The following is a 14677-nucleotide window of genomic DNA, read 5'->3' on the forward strand; positions in this document are numbered from 1 at the left end:
GAAATGCAAGTTCAAACACACACTTCCGGCCCGTTGCCGGTGCTGCGCACCGATGCGCAGGTTCCATCCCAGACCGATGCCGGCGGGCTGCGCTCGCTGTTCGGCCCCAGCCTGCGGTCGGCGCTGTTCGTCGCCGTGGTCACGGGCCTGGCGTATCCGCTGGTCACCACGCTCGTGGCCCAGGCCGCGTTTCCCAAGGCCGCCAATGGCAGCCTGATCACGCGCCAGGGCTCGGTCGTGGGCTCGGCCCTGATCGGGCAGGAGTTCGCTTCGCCCCGTTATTTCCAGGGTCGGCCCAGCGCCACCACGGCGCCGGATCCCGACAAGGCCGATGCCACGGTGGCCGCGCCCTACAACGCCGCGCTGTCGGCCGCCACCAACCAGGGGTCGACCCACGCGGCGCTCAAGGAGTCCGTGGCGGCGCGCGTGGCGGCCTACCGCGAACTCAATGGTCTGGCGGCAGATGCCGCTGTGCCTGTGGATGCCGTGACGGCCTCGGCCTCCGGCCTGGATCCGCACATCTCTGTGGCCAATGCCGAGCTGCAGCTGCCGCGCGTGGCACGCGAGCGCCAGCTGCCTGTGGCCAAGGTCCAGGAACTGCTGCGCCAGCAGATGCAGCCGCGCGTTCTGGGCCTGCTGGGTGAGCCGCGCGTGAACGTGCTGCAGTTGAATCTGGCGCTGGACGATCTCTCGGCCGCGACGCTGCAGCCTGCGGCAGCCAATGCCGCCAAGGAGTAAGCCATGTCGCGCAAAACTGCTTTGTCCCTGTTCGATCCTTCGCTGGTGCGCCAGGCGCTGGGTGACTCCATCCGCAAGCTGGCACCGAGCGCGCAATGGCGCAACCCGGTGATGTTCGTGGTCTATCTGGGCGCCATCTTCACCAGCCTGCTCTGGGCCCAGGCCCTGGCGGGCGAGGGCGAGGCGCCTGCGGGCTTCATCCTGGCCATTGCGCTGTGGCTGTGGTTCACCGTGCTGTTCGCCAATTTTGCGGAGGCGCTGGCCGAGGGGCGCAGCCGCGCCCAGGCCGCCAGCCTGCGCAGCATGAAGCGCAGCACCGTCGCCAAGAAGCTGGAGCAGGCCAGCTACCAGAGCCGCTGGCATCCCGTGGGTGCCGAAGAACTGCGTTCGGGCATGTGGGTGCTGGTGGAGGCCGGCGACACCGTGCCGCTGGACGGCACCGTGATCGAGGGCGTGGCCTCGGTGGACGAGAGCGCCATCACCGGCGAATCGGCCCCCGTGATCCGCGAGGCCGGCGGCGACTTCTCTTCGGTCACCGGCGGCACGCGCGTGCTGTCGGACTGGCTGGTGGTGCAGATCACCGTGAACCCCGGCGAGTCCTTCCTGGACCGCATGATCTCCATGGTGGAGTCGGCCCGCCGCCACAAGACGCCCAACGAACTGGCGCTGACCATCTTGCTGGTCGGACTGACGCTGCTGTTCCTGCTGGTCATCGTCACGCTGCGGCCCTATTCGGCCTTTGCGGTGGAGCTGACGGGCAGCGGGCAGGTCGTGGGACTGACGGTGCTGGTCGCCCTGCTGGTGTGCCTGATCCCGACCACCATCGGCGGCCTGCTGTCGGCCATTGGCGTGGCAGGCATGAGCCGCATGATGCAGGCCAACGTGATCGCCACTTCGGGCCGCGCCGTGGAGGCGGCCGGCGACGTGGACGTGCTGCTGCTGGACAAGACCGGCACCATCACGCTGGGCAACCGCCAGGCCAGCGAATTCCTGCCCGCTCCCGGCGTGACGGCCGCGCAGCTGGTCGATGCGGCGCAGCTGGCATCACTGGCCGACGAGACACCCGAGGGCCGCAGCGTGGTCGTGCTGGCCAAGGAAATGCATGGCCTGCGCGAGCGTGACCTGGCAACCCTGCATGCCGTCTTCGTGCCCTTCACGGCCCAGACGCGCATGAGCGGCGTGGACATGCCGCAGCCCGACGGCGGCACGCGCAGCCTGCGCAAGGGCGCGGCCGACGCCGTGCGCCGCCACGTCGAAGCCATGGGCGGCAAGTTCCCGCCCGCCATGCTCAAGGTGGTGGAGGATGTCTCGCGGCGCGGCAGCACGCCGCTGGTGGTGGCCGATGGCGCCCGCGTGCTGGGCGTGATCGAGCTCAAGGACGTGGTCAAGCACGGCATACGCGAACGCTTTGCCGAGCTGCGCCGCATGGGCATCAAGACCGTGATGATCACGGGCGACAATCCGCTCACGGCCGCCGCCATTGCGGCCGAGGCCGGCGTGGACGACTACCTTGCCGAAGCCACGCCCGAGGACAAGCTGCGCCTGATCCGCGAACACCAGGCCGCCGGCCGGCTGGTGGCCATGACCGGCGACGGCACCAATGACGCACCCGCACTGGCCCAGGCCGACGTGGCCGTGGCCATGAACAGCGGCACCCAGGCGGCCAAGGAAGCCGGCAACATGGTGGACCTGGACAGCAACCCGACCAAGCTCATCGAGGTCGTGGAGACCGGCAAGCAGATGCTGATGACGCGCGGTGCGCTGACCACCTTCAGCGTGGCCAACGACGTGGCCAAGTACTTCGCCATCATCCCGGCCGCCTTCGTGGGCACGTATCCGCAGCTGTCGGCGCTCAATGTCATGGGACTGGCCAGCCCGGGCTCGGCCATCCTGAGCGCCGTGATCTTCAACGCGCTGATCATCATCGTCCTGATACCGCTGGCCTTGCGTGGCGTTCCCTACCACGCCATCGGCGCCTCGGCCCTGCTGCGGCGCAACCTGCTGGTCTACGGGCTGGGGGGCCTGGTCGTCCCCTTCATCGGCATCAAGCTGATCGACATGCTGCTGGTGGCTTTCGGCCTGGCCTGATCTTTGGCGGCAAGCCTGCCCGCCCGGGCAGGCACCGCCTTGCTTTCTCTGTACAAAAACCAAGATGAAATCCGCTTCTTCCATGACGGCCGCTTGTGCCGTCCCCCGCTTCTTCCCCCGTGCCTCGCTGGCTGCACTGCTGTCGCTGGCGGCTGCGTCCTGCCATGCCCAGGCCGAGACCTCCCCAGTCAACGCTGCCAGTGCCGATGCCCAGCAATCGCCCGCACCCGCCTACGCGCTCACCGGCAGCGTGGCGCTGCTCAGCGACTACCGTTTCCGTGGCATCTCGCAAAGCTGGATGGGGCCGGCGCTGCAGGGCGGGCTGGAGCTGTCGCTGCCGCGCGGCGCCTACCTGGGCGTGTCCGGCTCCAGCGTGTCGCGCCACAGCTATCTGGACGGCCGCGCGCTGGAGCTTGACCTGTACGGCGGCTGGCGCACCGAGCTGCTGCCGGGCTGGACGGGCGACATCGGCCTGCTGCACTACAACTACCCCGGCGCGCGCGTGCCCCGCGGGGATGGCAGCGGCGGCGTGCGCTACGACACCACCGAGGCCTATCTGGGCGTCACCCACGGCGGCTTCAGCGCCAAATGGTCGCTGGCGCTGACGCCTTACTTCGGCCTGCGCGACAGCACGGCGGCCACGGCCTTTGCCGAGGCACTTCCCGGCAGCGGCAGCTCACGCGGCAGCAGCTATCTGGACCTGAACTACCAGCATCCGCTGGGCGACTGGGCGGTGCTGGGCCTGCATGCCGGCCACACGCAGGTGCGCAACTACAGCGAACTGTCGTACGCCGACTGGCGCGTCTCGCTGGCCCGCAGCTGGGGGCCATGGACGGCCACGCTGGCCTGGGCCGGCACCTCGGCCGACACGCGCTACTACCGCGCGGCCAATGCGGCAGGCCAGATGCAAAGCCTGGGCCGCAGCGGCTGGGTGCTGTCGCTGTCGGCGGCGTTCTAGTGTGGGGGCACGCTCTGGTGCTAGGCTGAGAACCATGCCCATTTCGTCCTCTGCCGAGCCGGCGCCGCCCGGTCTGCCGCGCCCCGATCCCGACGCCCTGGTCGCGCGCCTGCGCCATGAGCGGGCGCAGGAGGGGCGGGGCAAGCTGCGCATCTACTTCGGATCGAATGCAGGCGTGGGCAAGACCTACGCCATGCTGGCCGCCGCCCAGCGCGAACGCCAGGGGGGCCGCGAGGTTCTGGTGGGACTCGTGGAAACCCATGGCCGCAAGGAAACGGCGCAGCAGCTGCATGGCCTGGAGCAACTGCCGCTGCGCGAGCTGCCGCACCAGGGGCGGACGCTGCGCGAGTTCGACCTGGATGCGGCGCTCGCGCGGCGTCCGCGCGTGCTGCTGCTCGATGAACTGGCGCACAGCAATGCGCCAGGCTCACGCCATCCCAAGCGCTGGCAGGACGTGCAGGAGCTGCTGGACGCAGGCATCGATGTCTGGACCACGATCAACGTGCAGCACCTGGAAAGCCTGAACGACGTGGTGGGCGGCATCGTCGGCATCACGGTGCGCGAGACCGTGCCCGACCAGATCTTCGACGATGCCGACGAGGTCATCGTCGTCGACATCTCGCCCGACGAGCTGCTGCGCCGCTTGAAGGACGGCAAGGTCTACATGATGGAGCAGGCCGAGCGGGCCTCGCGCAACTTCTTCAGGCGCGGCAACCTGCTGGCGCTGCGCGAGCTGGCACTGCGCCGCACGGCCGACCGCGTGGACGAGGACATGCGCGACTACCGGCGCGAGCGCTCCATAGGCACGGTCTGGCCTGCGCGTGAGCGCCTGCTGGTGGCCGTGGCAGGGCACGCGGGCGACGACGCCCTGGTGCGCCAGGTGGCGCGCATGGCACGCCGGCTGGATGCTGGCTGGATGGTGGTGTACGTGGACGCGCCCCAGCGCCAGCACCGCCCACGCAGCGTGCAGGCCGCCGTGCTCAAGACCCTGGCCCTGGCCGCACGCCTGGGGGCCGAGACGGCCACGCTGCCGGGCGCCGATGTGGCCGAGGCCCTGGTTGCCTTCGCGCGCGAGCGCAACGCCAGCCGCCTGGTGCTGGCCCAGCCGCCGCGCCCGGCATGGTCGCCCTGGCGCTGGTGGGGCCGCAGCCTGCCCGACCGCATCGTCCAGCTGCATCCCGACATCGACGTGCTGGTGCTCTCCGGGGGCTCCAGCGCGGCCCGGACCGAGGCCGCGCCTGCCGCACCGCTGCGGCGCAGGCCGCTGCCCTGGAAGGGCTATGCCGGCGTGACCCTGGCCTGCTTGACCGCCACGGTGCTGGCCGAGCAGCTGCTGCGCATCTTCGACCCGGCCAACGTGGTGATGCTGTTCCTGCTCATCGTCGTGCTGTCTTCGTTGCGCTGGGGGCGTGGCCCGGGCGCCTGGGCGGCGCTGCTGTCGGTACTGTGCTTCGACTTTTTCTTCGTGCCCCCGCGCGGATCCTTCCATGTCAACGACACGCAGTACCTGTTCACCTTCGTGCTGATGCTGGGCGTGGCCCTGGTCTGCGGCCAGCTCATGGCGCGGCTGCGCCACGAGGCGCGCGTGGCGGCCGAGCGCGAGCGGCGCGCGGGCGCCCTGGCGCGGCTGGCGCGCGACCTTTCGGGCGCGCTCACGCAGGAGCAGGTGGTGGAGATTGCGCTGAGCACGGTCTCGGGCGTGTTCGACGCCCAGGCCGGGCTGCTGTTGCCCGATGCCGACGAGCGCCTGCGCCCCGCCGGCGGCGGCTCCTGCCCCATGGACGACAGCATTGCGCGCTGGGCCATGGACCACGGCCAGCAGGCCGGCCAGGGCACGGACACGCTGCCGGCCGCGCCGGCCCGCTACGTGCCGCTGGCGGCGCCCGTGCGCATGCGGGGCGTACTGGTGCTGCAGCTGCGTGCGCCCCAGCGCCTGGAGGTGCCCGAGGAGCAGCGCCTGCTGGAGGCGTGTGCCAGCCAGGTGGCGCTGGCGCTGGAGCGTCAGCACTTCGTGGCCGTGGCCCAGCAGACCCAGATCGCCATGGAGGGCGAGCGCATGCGCAACACCTTGCTGTCCGCCGTCTCGCACGACCTGCGCACGCCGCTGACCACCATCCTGGGCGCGGCCGAGGCCGCGCAGCGCCATGTGCCGCCGGGCGGCGCAGCCGACATGCTGGAGCAGGTCCGCATCCAGGCCCAGGCCATGCAGCGACTGGTGGAGAACCTGCTGGACATGGCGCGCCTGCAGCAAGGCGGCGTGCACCTGCAGCGCGAATGGCTGCCGCTGGATGAAGTGGTCGGCAGCGCGCTGCGCCAGATGCGCGCGCGCCTGCACGAGCATCCCGTGAGCACCGACGTGCCCGCCAGCCTGCCGCTGCTGCAGCTCGATGCCGTGCTCATGGAGCGCGTGCTGGTCAACCTGCTGGACAACGCCGCCAAGTACACGCCGGCCGGCACGCCGCTGACCATCCACGCACGCGAACAGGACGGCGAGGTGCTTGTGGCCGTGCAGGATGGCGGGCCCGGCCTGCCGCCACACCTGCCCGTGGAGACGCTGTTCGAGCCCTTCACGCGCGGCACGGCCGAGTCCACCGTCTCGGGCATAGGCCTGGGGCTGGCGCTGGTGCGCAGCATTGTCGAGGCCCATGGCGGGCGCATCGAGGCCGCTGCCGCGCGCCCAGGCCCCGGCACCGTGTTCACGCTGCGCTTTCCGGTGCCGGAGCAGCCATTGCTCGATTAGAGTCTTGCGCCATGAGCACGCCCACCAACCGCATCCTGATGATCGAGGACGACCCCGGCATCCGCCGCTTCGTGCGCCTGGTGCTGGAGGACGAGGGCTGGCAGGTCTTCGAGGCCGACAGCGCGCGCCGGGGCCTGATCGAGGCGGCGAGCCGCCAGCCCGATCTGGTCATCCTCGACCTGGGCCTGCCGGATGCCGACGGCAAGCAGGTTCTCACCGAGCTGCGCGGATGGTCCTCCGTGCCCGTGCTCGTGCTTTCCGCGCGCGAGCGCGAGGACGAGAAGGTGGCCGCCCTGGACGCCGGCGCAGACGATTACCTGGTCAAGCCTTTCGGTGTGCCAGAGCTGCTGGCCCGGCTGCGCGTGATGCTGCGCCGCCGCCAGCAACTGGGGGCCGCAGGCGGCGCAGTTGCATCCAGCCAGGTGCACTTCGGCCAGGTGCAGGTGGACCTAGCCACGCACGAGGTGCGGCGTGCGGGCCAGCCGGTGCACCTCACGCCCATCGAATTCCGCCTGCTGGCGGCGCTGATCGCCGCCCAGGGCCGTGTGATGACCCACCGCCAGCTGCTGCTGCAGGTCTGGGGACCCGAATACCTGGGCCGTGCCCATTACTTGCGCGTGCACATGGCCAATCTGCGCCAGAAGATCGAGGACGAGCCGGCCCAGCCGCGCCACCTGGTGACCGAGCTGCAGGTGGGCTACCGGCTTGTGGGGCTGGGCGGTGAGGCATCCCCGGGATCGGTATAATCAGCGCCTCTCCGAGGAGCGTTGCAGCAGGCCCATTCACCAGATGCGGTCTGCGAGGCTCGGAGTCATACCTGCAACGACGCTCGCCCACGCTTTCTGTGCGGTGAGCTTTTTTTCGTCTCCCGCAGAACGTGGTTTTTCATTCATCTTTTGGAGAAAACCATGAACGCTGCTGTTCGTCCCGTTTCCGCCGACACGGCCATCGCTGACATTTCCCTCGCCGCCTGGGGCCGCAAGGAAATCCTGATCGCCGAAACCGAAATGCCCGGCCTGATGGCCACGCGCGAGGAATTCGCCGCGGCACAGCCCCTCAAGGGCGCGCGCATCGCCGGCTCGCTGCACATGACCATCCAGACGGCCGTGCTGATCGAGACGCTCAAGGCCCTGGGCGCCGACGTGCGCTGGGCCTCGTGCAACATTTTCTCGACGCAGGACCATGCCGCCGCCGCCATCGCCGCCACGGGCACGCCCGTGTTCGCCATCAAGGGTGAATCGCTGGCCGACTACTGGGACTACACCCACCGCATCTTTGAATTCGGCGCCGCCGGTACCGAAGGCGAAGGCCCCAACATGATCCTGGACGACGGCGGCGATGCCACCATGCTGCTGCACCTGGGCATGCGCGCCGAAAAGGACCTGTCCGTGCTGGACAACCCCGCCTCCGAGGAAGAGAAGATCGCCTTCGCCGCCATCCGCGCCAAGCTGGCCCAGGACCCCACCTGGTACACGCGCAAGAGCGCCCACATCATCGGCGTGACCGAAGAGACCACCACCGGCGTGCACCGCCTCAACGAGATGTCGGCCAAGGGCACGCTGAAGTTCCGCGCCATCAACGTCAACGACTCCGTCACCAAGAGCAAGTTCGACAACCTCTACGGCTGCCGCGAATCGCTGGTGGACGGCATCAAGCGCGCCACCGACGTGATGATCGCCGGCAAGGTCGCCGTGGTGGCCGGCTACGGCGACGTGGGCAAGGGCTGCGCCCAGGCGCTGCGCGCGCTGTCGGCCCAGGTCTGGGTCACCGAGATCGATCCCATCAACGCCCTGCAGGCCGCCATGGAAGGCTACAAGGTCGTGACCATGGAGTGGGCGGCAGACAAGGCCGACATCTTCGTGACCACCACCGGCAACCGCGACATCATCCGCCACGAGCACATGGTGGCCATGAAGAACGAAGCCATCGTCTGCAACATCGGCCACTTCGACAACGAGATCGACGTCGCCTCCATCGAGCAGTACCAGTGGGAAGAGATCAAGCCCCAGGTGGACCACATCACCTTCCCTGACGGCAAGAAGATCATCCTGCTGGCCAAGGGCCGCCTGGTGAACCTGGGCTGCGCCACCGGCCACCCCAGCTTCGTGATGAGCGCCTCGTTCGCCAACCAGACCATCGCCCAGATCGAGCTGTTCACCAAGCCCGATGCCTACGAGGTCGGCAAGGTCTACGTGCTGCCCAAGATCCTGGACGAGAAGGTTGCCCGCCTGCACCTGAAGAAGGTCGGCGCCATGCTGACCGAGCTGACGGACGGCCAGGCTGCCTATATCGGCGTGAGCAAGCAGGGGCCCTACAAGCCCGAAACTTATCGCTACTAAGCACCCCCTGAGGCGCTGACGCGCCTTCCCCCTCTCTATCCGCTTCGCGGGGGAGGGGGACGACGCCCTCGCTGCGGGGCGGCCCTTGCTTGGCGTCCCTGAGTTGGGTCGCGCCGGTTTCGGGCATTAGTCAACTGAGATTTCCTGGAGCGACGCTATGCGCGCAGATGTATTTTTGGTGGAAGCCGGCCATGCGGCCACGCGCTCGCAGGCGCAGCGGCTGATTGCGGGTGGCGTGCAGTGGCGCATGACGCCGCTGACGCCTTGGAAGAAGGTTGCCAAGAACGGCGACGAGATTCCCGCGGGTGCCGAGCTGCAGTTGCTGGACGGGGCCGAGGCCCGGTTCATCTCGCGCGGCGGGCTGAAGCTGGAAGGCGCGCTGGCGGCCACCAAGCTGTCGGTGGACGGCCTGCGCTGCCTGGACGTGGGCCAGAGCACGGGCGGTTTCACCGACTGCCTGCTGCAGGCAGGCGCCGCCCAGGTCATCGGCGTGGACGTGGGCCATGGCCAGCTGCATGACCGGCTGCGCTCGGATGCGCGCGTGATCTGCGTCGAAGGCGTCAATGCCCGCGCGGTGACGGCCGAGGGCCTGCAGGAGGCCTGCGAGGAAGTGCTGTCCGAACGCTGGGAAGAAGATCCCGACGACAACGACACCCAGCCCGTGGCGCCCTATGCCTGGATGCGCAACGGCGGCGTGGTCGACGAGGACTACGACGACAGCGACGACGCCAAGGAAAACGAGATCGAGGCCTTCAAGGCCGAGCGCGCGGCCAAGGGCAAGGCGCGCGATGAGGGCACGGTGGCCACGCAGCGCCGCCGCCGCGCCGAGTTTGCCGACGTGGACATCACGCCGCAGTTCGACTTCGTCACGGGCGATCTGTCCTTCATCTCTCTGACCCTGGTGCTGCCGGCCGTCACGCGCCTGCTCAAGCCGCATGGCCAGCTGCTGATGCTGGTCAAGCCGCAGTTCGAGCTGCAGCCGGGCCAGGTCGGCAAGGGCGGCATCGTGCGCGATGCGGCCCTGTTCACCGAGGTGGAGCAGCGCATCCGCACCTGCCTGGGCGAGCTGGGCCTGGAGGTCAAGGGCTGGATGGAGTCGGCCATCGAAGGCGGCGACGGCAACCGCGAATTCTTCGTGCATGCCCAGCAGGCGGCCGTGGTGAAGGAGCCAGAGCAGCCTGAAGCGCAGGACGACGACCAGCCCCGTTCGGCCGTGAAGGCAGCTCCTAAGCCGGCCGCGCCTAAGCGCGTGTCCCGCACCGTGCTGCGCGAGCAGCGCAACGAGCGTGTGATCGACACCAGTACCGAGTTCGGCGTGCCCGGTCCGGGCCGCGCCAAGCTGCGCAAACGCAACGAATGAAACACTGAGCAGCGAGTCTTACATGAGCTTTCCGATCAGCTTCGAGTTCTTCCCGACCAAGACGCCCGAGGGCGCGACCAAGCATGTGCAGGTGCGCAAGAACCTCTATGCGCGCAAGCCCCAGTTCTGCTCCGTCACCTATGGCGCGGGCGGCTCCACGCAGACGGGCACCTTCGCCATGGTGCGTGACATCCAGAACGAAGGCGTCAGCGCGGCATCGCATTTCTCCTGCGTGGGCGCCACGCACGACAAGGTGCGCGCCGAACTGCAGGAGCTGAAGGCCATGGGCGTGCGCCGCATCGTCGCGCTGCGCGGCGACCTGCCCAGCGGCTATGGCCTGGGTGGCGAATTCCAGTACGCCAGCGATCTCGTGGAATTCATCCGCCGCGAGTTCGGCGACTGGTTCCACATCGAGGTGGCGGCCTACCCGGAGGTCCATCCGCAGGCGAAATCCCCACAGTCCGATCTGGATGCGTTTGCGGCTAAAGTGCGCGCTGGCGCGGATTCCGCGATCACCCAATATTTCTACAATGCCGACGCCTACTGCCGTTTCGTTGATGCGGCGCGCGGCATGGGGCTTGATGCACCGGTTGTTCCCGGCATCATGCCCATCACCAGCTCTACGCAGCTGATGCGCTTCTCGGACGCCTGCGGCGCCGAGATCCCGCGCTGGATCCGCCTGCGTCTGCAGGCTTACGGAGATGACACGGCGTCCATTCGCGCCTTCGGCCTCGATGTCGTGTCCCGTCTATGCGAGCAGTTGCGCAGCCAGGGCGCTCCCGGGCTGCACTTCTATACGATGAACCAGAGCGTCGCCACGCTGGAAATCTGCGATCGATTGGGCCTTTGAGCGCGCAGCCACTGCGCTGGCCCCGGGCGACCCTCTAGAACTTGGGAACGGTCAGGCGTTCCCTGGAGGTTTTTGCCCATGGATCGTGGTTTTCGACGCCTGCACTGGCGCTGGCTGGCCATGTGCGCCATCACCGCCACCCTGGCCGGCTGCGCGCCGGCTCCCGTGGCACAAAGCGATGCCGAGTCCGGCGCCCTGACCGCAGGTGCGGCGGCAATGGATGAAGGCCAGACGCCAGCGGCCGTGCCCTCGGCCGGCAAGCGCGGTGGCCGCACATCGCGGACCGCGCAGCCGGCCAGCAAATCCCCGGATGCCAAGCCCTCCGAGTCGGCCTCGCCCGAAGACAGTGCCGAGGCTCCCTCCAATCCCGACTTCGCCCTCGTGCCCTCGCGCGACAGCGACCAGCAAGGCCTGGCCTCCTGGTATGGCCCGGGCCTGCATGGCCGGCTGACCGCCAGCGGCGAGCGTTTCGACAAGGAAGAATTGACGGCCGCGCACCGCAGCTTTGCCTTCGGCAGCCGCGTCTGCGTGCGCAGCGCCGCCACGGGCAAGACAGTGGTGGTGCGCATCAACGACCGCGGGCCGTTTGCGCCTGGCCGCGTGATCGATCTGAGCCAGGCCGCAGCGCAGGAGCTGGGCATGGTCGGCCTGGGCATCAAGCCCGTGGAGCTGTGGCAGCTCGACGATGGTGAGCAGGAATGCCCCGAAACCCTGGTCACGGCCAGGAAGGCCAAGTCCATCGAGAAGACGCAGCAGGCCAAGGCACAGGCACAGACAACACAGGCACGGACCCGGGTTCAGGCCAAGGCGCCAGTGCGTCCGCGTGTCCAGGCCAAGGCGCCTGCCCCCAGGTCCAATGCACGCACGGCCGTGGCCAGCCGTGCCGTCCCTGCCGACAAGCCGGTGGCGAAGGCTGCGGCGCCCGCCGCTGCCTCGTCCACCGCAGTGGCCTCTGCGGCCTCGAACGCGCGCTGAACGGGTTCAGCCGCCGGATTCGAGCGTGAAGGCCGCGTTCTCGTCCTGACCGAGCAGCTTGACCAGCTGCGGCATGGCCGGCTTGAGCTGTTCCTTGAGATTGAACGGCGGATTGATCAGGAACATGCCGCTGGCCGGCAGGCCGCCGCGCTCCGAGGTCTTGTTGCTCTTGACCGTGAGCTCCACATGCAGCCAGCTCCTGCCGGCCTTGGTGGTCATGGTCTTCAGGCGGCGCGGCAGATCGTGCGCCTCGGGGCGCGGGATGATCGGATACCAGAACGCATACGTGCCCGTGGCAAAGCGCTTGAGGCTGTCGGCCGCCATGTCCAGCACCTTGGCGTAGTCGCTCTTGAGCTCGTAGCTGGGGTCGCACAGCACCAGGGCTCGGCGCGACGGCGGCGGCAGGAATTTCTTGATGCCCTCGAAGCCGTCCTCGTGCAGCACGGCCACCTGGCGGCCCGCTTCGAGCTGGGCAATGTTGCCGGCCAGCGAGCGCATGTCGGTGGGATGCAGCTCGAAGACCTTGAGCTTGTCGCGCTCCTGCACGCGCAGCAGGGACTGGATGATGAACGGCGAGCCCGGATAGTTGCGCAGCTGCGCGCCCTGGTTGAAGGAGCGCACCGAGGCGATGTAGGCCTGCAGCACCGGGGCCAGCTCGGACTCCTTGGCCTGGGCCAGGCGCAGGATGCCGTCTGCGGCCTCGCCGCTCTTGTTGGCATAGTCGCCATCCAGACGGTACAGGCCGGCGCCGGCGTGCGTGTCCAGCACCGTAAGGGCGGCCTCCTTCTGGAGGAGGTATTGCAGGGTGGCGATCAGCACGGTGTGCTTGAGCACATCGGCATGGTTGCCTGCATGGAAGGCGTGGCGGTAACTGAACATAGGCGTGATGGTAACCAGCCGCGCTGGCGGGTGGACACCCATGGCGGCTGCAAGGTTGCCCGGCGCTGGCGCCTCGCGGCGAGGGCTGCCGGGGACTTGCGGATCGGGGGGATGGTGCGGTTGCGCCAGTTTTGTATAATGGCGGGCTTCGCAGCGATTTTATGGGTCCCGCGGCGAAGTTTACATCCCCGCCTAAGAGGCTTCCTTTTTGAAGAAGCACCGACCGCGGAAAAGGGCCCGCCAAACCTTTCTTGAAAGAGAAAACTCATGTCTACATTCAGCGCAAAGCCCGCTGAGGTGCAACACGAGTGGTTTGTGATTGACGCCACCGATAAGGTGCTCGGACGTGTCGCCAGCGAAGTGGCACTCCGTCTGCGCGGCAAGCACAAGGCCATTTACACACCTCACGTTGACACCGGCGACTTCATCGTCATCATCAACGCCTCCAAGCTCAAGGTCACCGGCACCAAGAACCTGGACAAGGTGTACTACCGCCACTCTGGTTTCCCCGGCGGCATCACTGCCACCAACTTCCGCGACATGCAGGCCAAGTTCCCCGGCCGCGCTCTGGAAAAGGCCGTCAAGGGCATGCTGCCCAAGGGTCCCCTGGGCTACGCAATGATCAAGAAGCTCAAGGTGTACGGCGGTGCTGAGCATCCCCACACCGCCCAGCAGCCCAAGGCTCTGGAAATCTAAGGAGACCTAGATGATTGGTGATTGGAACAATGGCACCGGCCGTCGCAAATCCAGCGTCGCACGCGTGTTCCTGAAGAAGGGCTCCGGCAAGATTACCGTGAATGGCAAGGACATTCAGGAATACTTCGGCCGCGAAACCTCGATCATGATCGCAAAGCAGCCCCTGGCTCTGACGAGCAACCTGGAAGCTTTCGACATTCAAGTGAACGTCCACGGTGGTGGTGAATCCGGCCAGGCCGGCGCTACCCGCCACGGTATCACCCGCGCCCTGATCGACTATGACGCAGCGCTCAAGCCCGTCCTGAGCCAAGCCGGCTTCGTGACGCGTGACGCTCGTGAAGTCGAACGTAAGAAGGTCGGCCTGCGCTCCGCACGCCGCGCCAAGCAGTTCTCCAAGCGTTAATCCGCTGGCACTGCAGGAAAGTCCCCCGGGGCTTTCCCCAGAAAAAAACCGCCTTTGCCGGCGGTTTTTTTCTGGGCGATGCAAACCTTTCTCATTCAGTGGGCAATGCCCCCACTTGCACTGTCGTCAAGCCGGCAGCCCCGGGAATTCCCGAGCCCTTTGCTGTACCATTCGGGCCAATTGAGAACTTCGGAGTATCCCCATGAGCGCCGTCGCAGAAATCACCGAAACCACCACCGCCGAAATGCCCACCCCGATCGTCTTCACCGACAGCGCAGCTGCCAAGGTGGCCGATCTGATCGCCGAGGAAGGCAACCCTGACCTGAAGCTGCGCGTGTTCGTGCAAGGTGGCGGCTGCTCGGGCTTCCAGTACGGCTTCACCTTCGACGAGATCACCAACGAAGACGACACGACCATGACCAAGAATGGCGTGTCGCTGCTGATCGACGCCATGAGCTACCAGTACCTGGTGGGTGCCGAGATCGACTACAAGGAAGACCTGCAGGGCGCGCAGTTCGTGATCAAGAACCCCAACGCCTCCACCACCTGCGGCTGCGGATCGAGCTTCTCGGTGTAAGCCGTGTCGGCCGCGCTGCAGTGAAGCCCGCAGCAGCCCGCCGCACAACACGCCACCAACCGCCGCGCAGCAAT

Annotated in this window: 13 protein-coding genes and 1 riboswitch; of the genes, 12 read left to right on the forward strand and 1 reads right to left on the reverse strand. The window is 67.8% G+C overall.

Annotated features, from left to right (window positions below; translation table 11 throughout):
- Positions 1-3: 3 nt before the first annotated feature.
- From kdpC to DTS01S_RS20180, 9 genes are all read left to right on the forward strand, one after another.
- A complete protein-coding gene (gene kdpC, locus DTS01S_RS20140; protein WP_016448468.1) occupies positions 4-738 on the forward strand; it encodes a potassium-transporting ATPase subunit KdpC in 735 nt (244 codons plus the stop codon).
- Positions 739-741: 3 nt separating this feature from the next.
- Positions 742-2826: a potassium-transporting ATPase subunit KdpB gene (kdpB, locus tag DTS01S_RS20145; protein WP_026062954.1), complete on the forward strand. Its 2085-nt coding sequence runs from the start codon at positions 742-744 to the stop codon at positions 2824-2826.
- Positions 2827-2908: 82 nt separating this feature from the next.
- Positions 2909-3784 carry a TorF family putative porin gene (locus DTS01S_RS20150; RefSeq protein ID WP_016448466.1) on the forward strand — a complete coding sequence of 292 codons (876 nt, stop codon included), beginning with the start codon at positions 2909-2911 and terminating at the stop codon, positions 3782-3784.
- Between the two features lie 34 nt (positions 3785-3818).
- Positions 3819-6524, forward strand: a complete 2706-nt coding sequence (locus tag DTS01S_RS20155; RefSeq protein ID WP_016448465.1) for a sensor histidine kinase — start codon at positions 3819-3821, stop codon at positions 6522-6524.
- 11 nt (positions 6525-6535) lie between these two features.
- On the forward strand, positions 6536-7270 hold the full coding sequence (locus DTS01S_RS20160; RefSeq protein WP_016448464.1) for a response regulator: 735 nt from the start codon (positions 6536-6538) through the stop codon (positions 7268-7270).
- A gap of 7 nt (positions 7271-7277) precedes the next feature.
- Positions 7278-7362, forward strand: a riboswitch (S-adenosyl-L-homocysteine riboswitch).
- Between the two features lie 70 nt (positions 7363-7432).
- Positions 7433-8863 (forward strand): adenosylhomocysteinase, encoded by a 1431-nt coding sequence (ahcY, locus tag DTS01S_RS20165; RefSeq protein WP_016448463.1) that lies wholly within the window; start codon positions 7433-7435, stop codon positions 8861-8863.
- 157 nt (positions 8864-9020) lie between these two features.
- Positions 9021-10223: a TlyA family RNA methyltransferase gene (locus DTS01S_RS20170; RefSeq protein WP_017406719.1), complete on the forward strand. Its 1203-nt coding sequence runs from the start codon at positions 9021-9023 to the stop codon at positions 10221-10223.
- A 22-nt stretch (positions 10224-10245) separates the two neighbouring features.
- Complete coding sequence (metF, locus tag DTS01S_RS20175) at positions 10246-11073, forward strand: methylenetetrahydrofolate reductase [NAD(P)H] (RefSeq protein WP_016448461.1); 828 nt, start codon at positions 10246-10248, stop codon at positions 11071-11073.
- Between the two features lie 78 nt (positions 11074-11151).
- Complete coding sequence (locus DTS01S_RS20180) at positions 11152-12048, forward strand: septal ring lytic transglycosylase RlpA family protein (protein ID WP_061288597.1); 897 nt, start codon at positions 11152-11154, stop codon at positions 12046-12048.
- Positions 12049-12054: 6 nt separating this feature from the next.
- On the opposite strand, the gene DTS01S_RS20185 is transcribed toward DTS01S_RS20180, so the two are convergent.
- A complete protein-coding gene (locus DTS01S_RS20185; protein ID WP_017406717.1) occupies positions 12055-12927 on the reverse strand; it encodes a 23S rRNA (adenine(2030)-N(6))-methyltransferase RlmJ in 873 nt (290 codons plus the stop codon).
- A gap of 267 nt (positions 12928-13194) precedes the next feature.
- Here DTS01S_RS20185 and rplM point away from each other — a divergent pair, with 267 nt between their 5' ends.
- From rplM to erpA, 3 genes are all read left to right on the forward strand, one after another.
- A complete protein-coding gene (gene rplM / locus DTS01S_RS20190) occupies positions 13195-13623 on the forward strand; it encodes a 50S ribosomal protein L13 (RefSeq protein WP_012207711.1) in 429 nt (142 codons plus the stop codon).
- A gap of 10 nt (positions 13624-13633) precedes the next feature.
- Positions 13634-14026, forward strand: coding sequence for a 30S ribosomal protein S9 (gene rpsI, locus DTS01S_RS20195; protein ID WP_012207710.1), 393 nt, complete (start codon positions 13634-13636; stop codon positions 14024-14026).
- Positions 14027-14228: 202 nt separating this feature from the next.
- Complete coding sequence (gene erpA, locus DTS01S_RS20200; protein ID WP_016448458.1) at positions 14229-14603, forward strand: iron-sulfur cluster insertion protein ErpA; 375 nt, start codon at positions 14229-14231, stop codon at positions 14601-14603.
- Positions 14604-14677: the final 74 nt, after the last annotated feature.

Origin of the sequence: Delftia tsuruhatensis NBRC 16741 (assembly GCF_001571325.1) — a bacterium.
GTDB classification, from domain to species: Bacteria; Pseudomonadota; Gammaproteobacteria; order Burkholderiales; family Burkholderiaceae_C; genus Comamonas; species Comamonas tsuruhatensis.

Excerpts from the sequence above, each read along its gene's own strand:
- rplM (WP_012207711.1), top strand. The coding sequence starts at position 13,195 with ATGTCTACATTCAGCGCAAAGCCCGCTGAGGTGCAACACGAGTGGTTT.
- metF (WP_016448461.1), top strand. The coding sequence starts at position 10,246 with ATGAGCTTTCCGATCAGCTTCGAGTTCTTCCCGACCAAGACGCCCGAG.
- DTS01S_RS20170 (WP_017406719.1), top strand. The coding sequence starts at position 9,021 with ATGCGCGCAGATGTATTTTTGGTGGAAGCCGGCCATGCGGCCACGCGC.
- DTS01S_RS20150 (WP_016448466.1), top strand. The coding sequence starts at position 2,909 with ATGACGGCCGCTTGTGCCGTCCCCCGCTTCTTCCCCCGTGCCTCGCTG.
- DTS01S_RS20180 (WP_061288597.1), top strand. The coding sequence starts at position 11,152 with ATGGATCGTGGTTTTCGACGCCTGCACTGGCGCTGGCTGGCCATGTGC.
- ahcY (WP_016448463.1), top strand. The coding sequence starts at position 7,433 with ATGAACGCTGCTGTTCGTCCCGTTTCCGCCGACACGGCCATCGCTGAC.
- kdpC (WP_016448468.1), top strand. The coding sequence starts at position 4 with ATGCAAGTTCAAACACACACTTCCGGCCCGTTGCCGGTGCTGCGCACC.
- DTS01S_RS20185 (WP_017406717.1), bottom strand. The coding sequence starts at position 12,927 with ATGTTCAGTTACCGCCACGCCTTCCATGCAGGCAACCATGCCGATGTG.
- DTS01S_RS20155 (WP_016448465.1), top strand. The coding sequence starts at position 3,819 with ATGCCCATTTCGTCCTCTGCCGAGCCGGCGCCGCCCGGTCTGCCGCGC.
- rpsI (WP_012207710.1), top strand. The coding sequence starts at position 13,634 with ATGATTGGTGATTGGAACAATGGCACCGGCCGTCGCAAATCCAGCGTC.
- kdpB (WP_026062954.1), top strand. The coding sequence starts at position 742 with ATGTCGCGCAAAACTGCTTTGTCCCTGTTCGATCCTTCGCTGGTGCGC.
- DTS01S_RS20160 (WP_016448464.1), top strand. The coding sequence starts at position 6,536 with ATGAGCACGCCCACCAACCGCATCCTGATGATCGAGGACGACCCCGGC.
- erpA (WP_016448458.1), top strand. The coding sequence starts at position 14,229 with ATGAGCGCCGTCGCAGAAATCACCGAAACCACCACCGCCGAAATGCCC.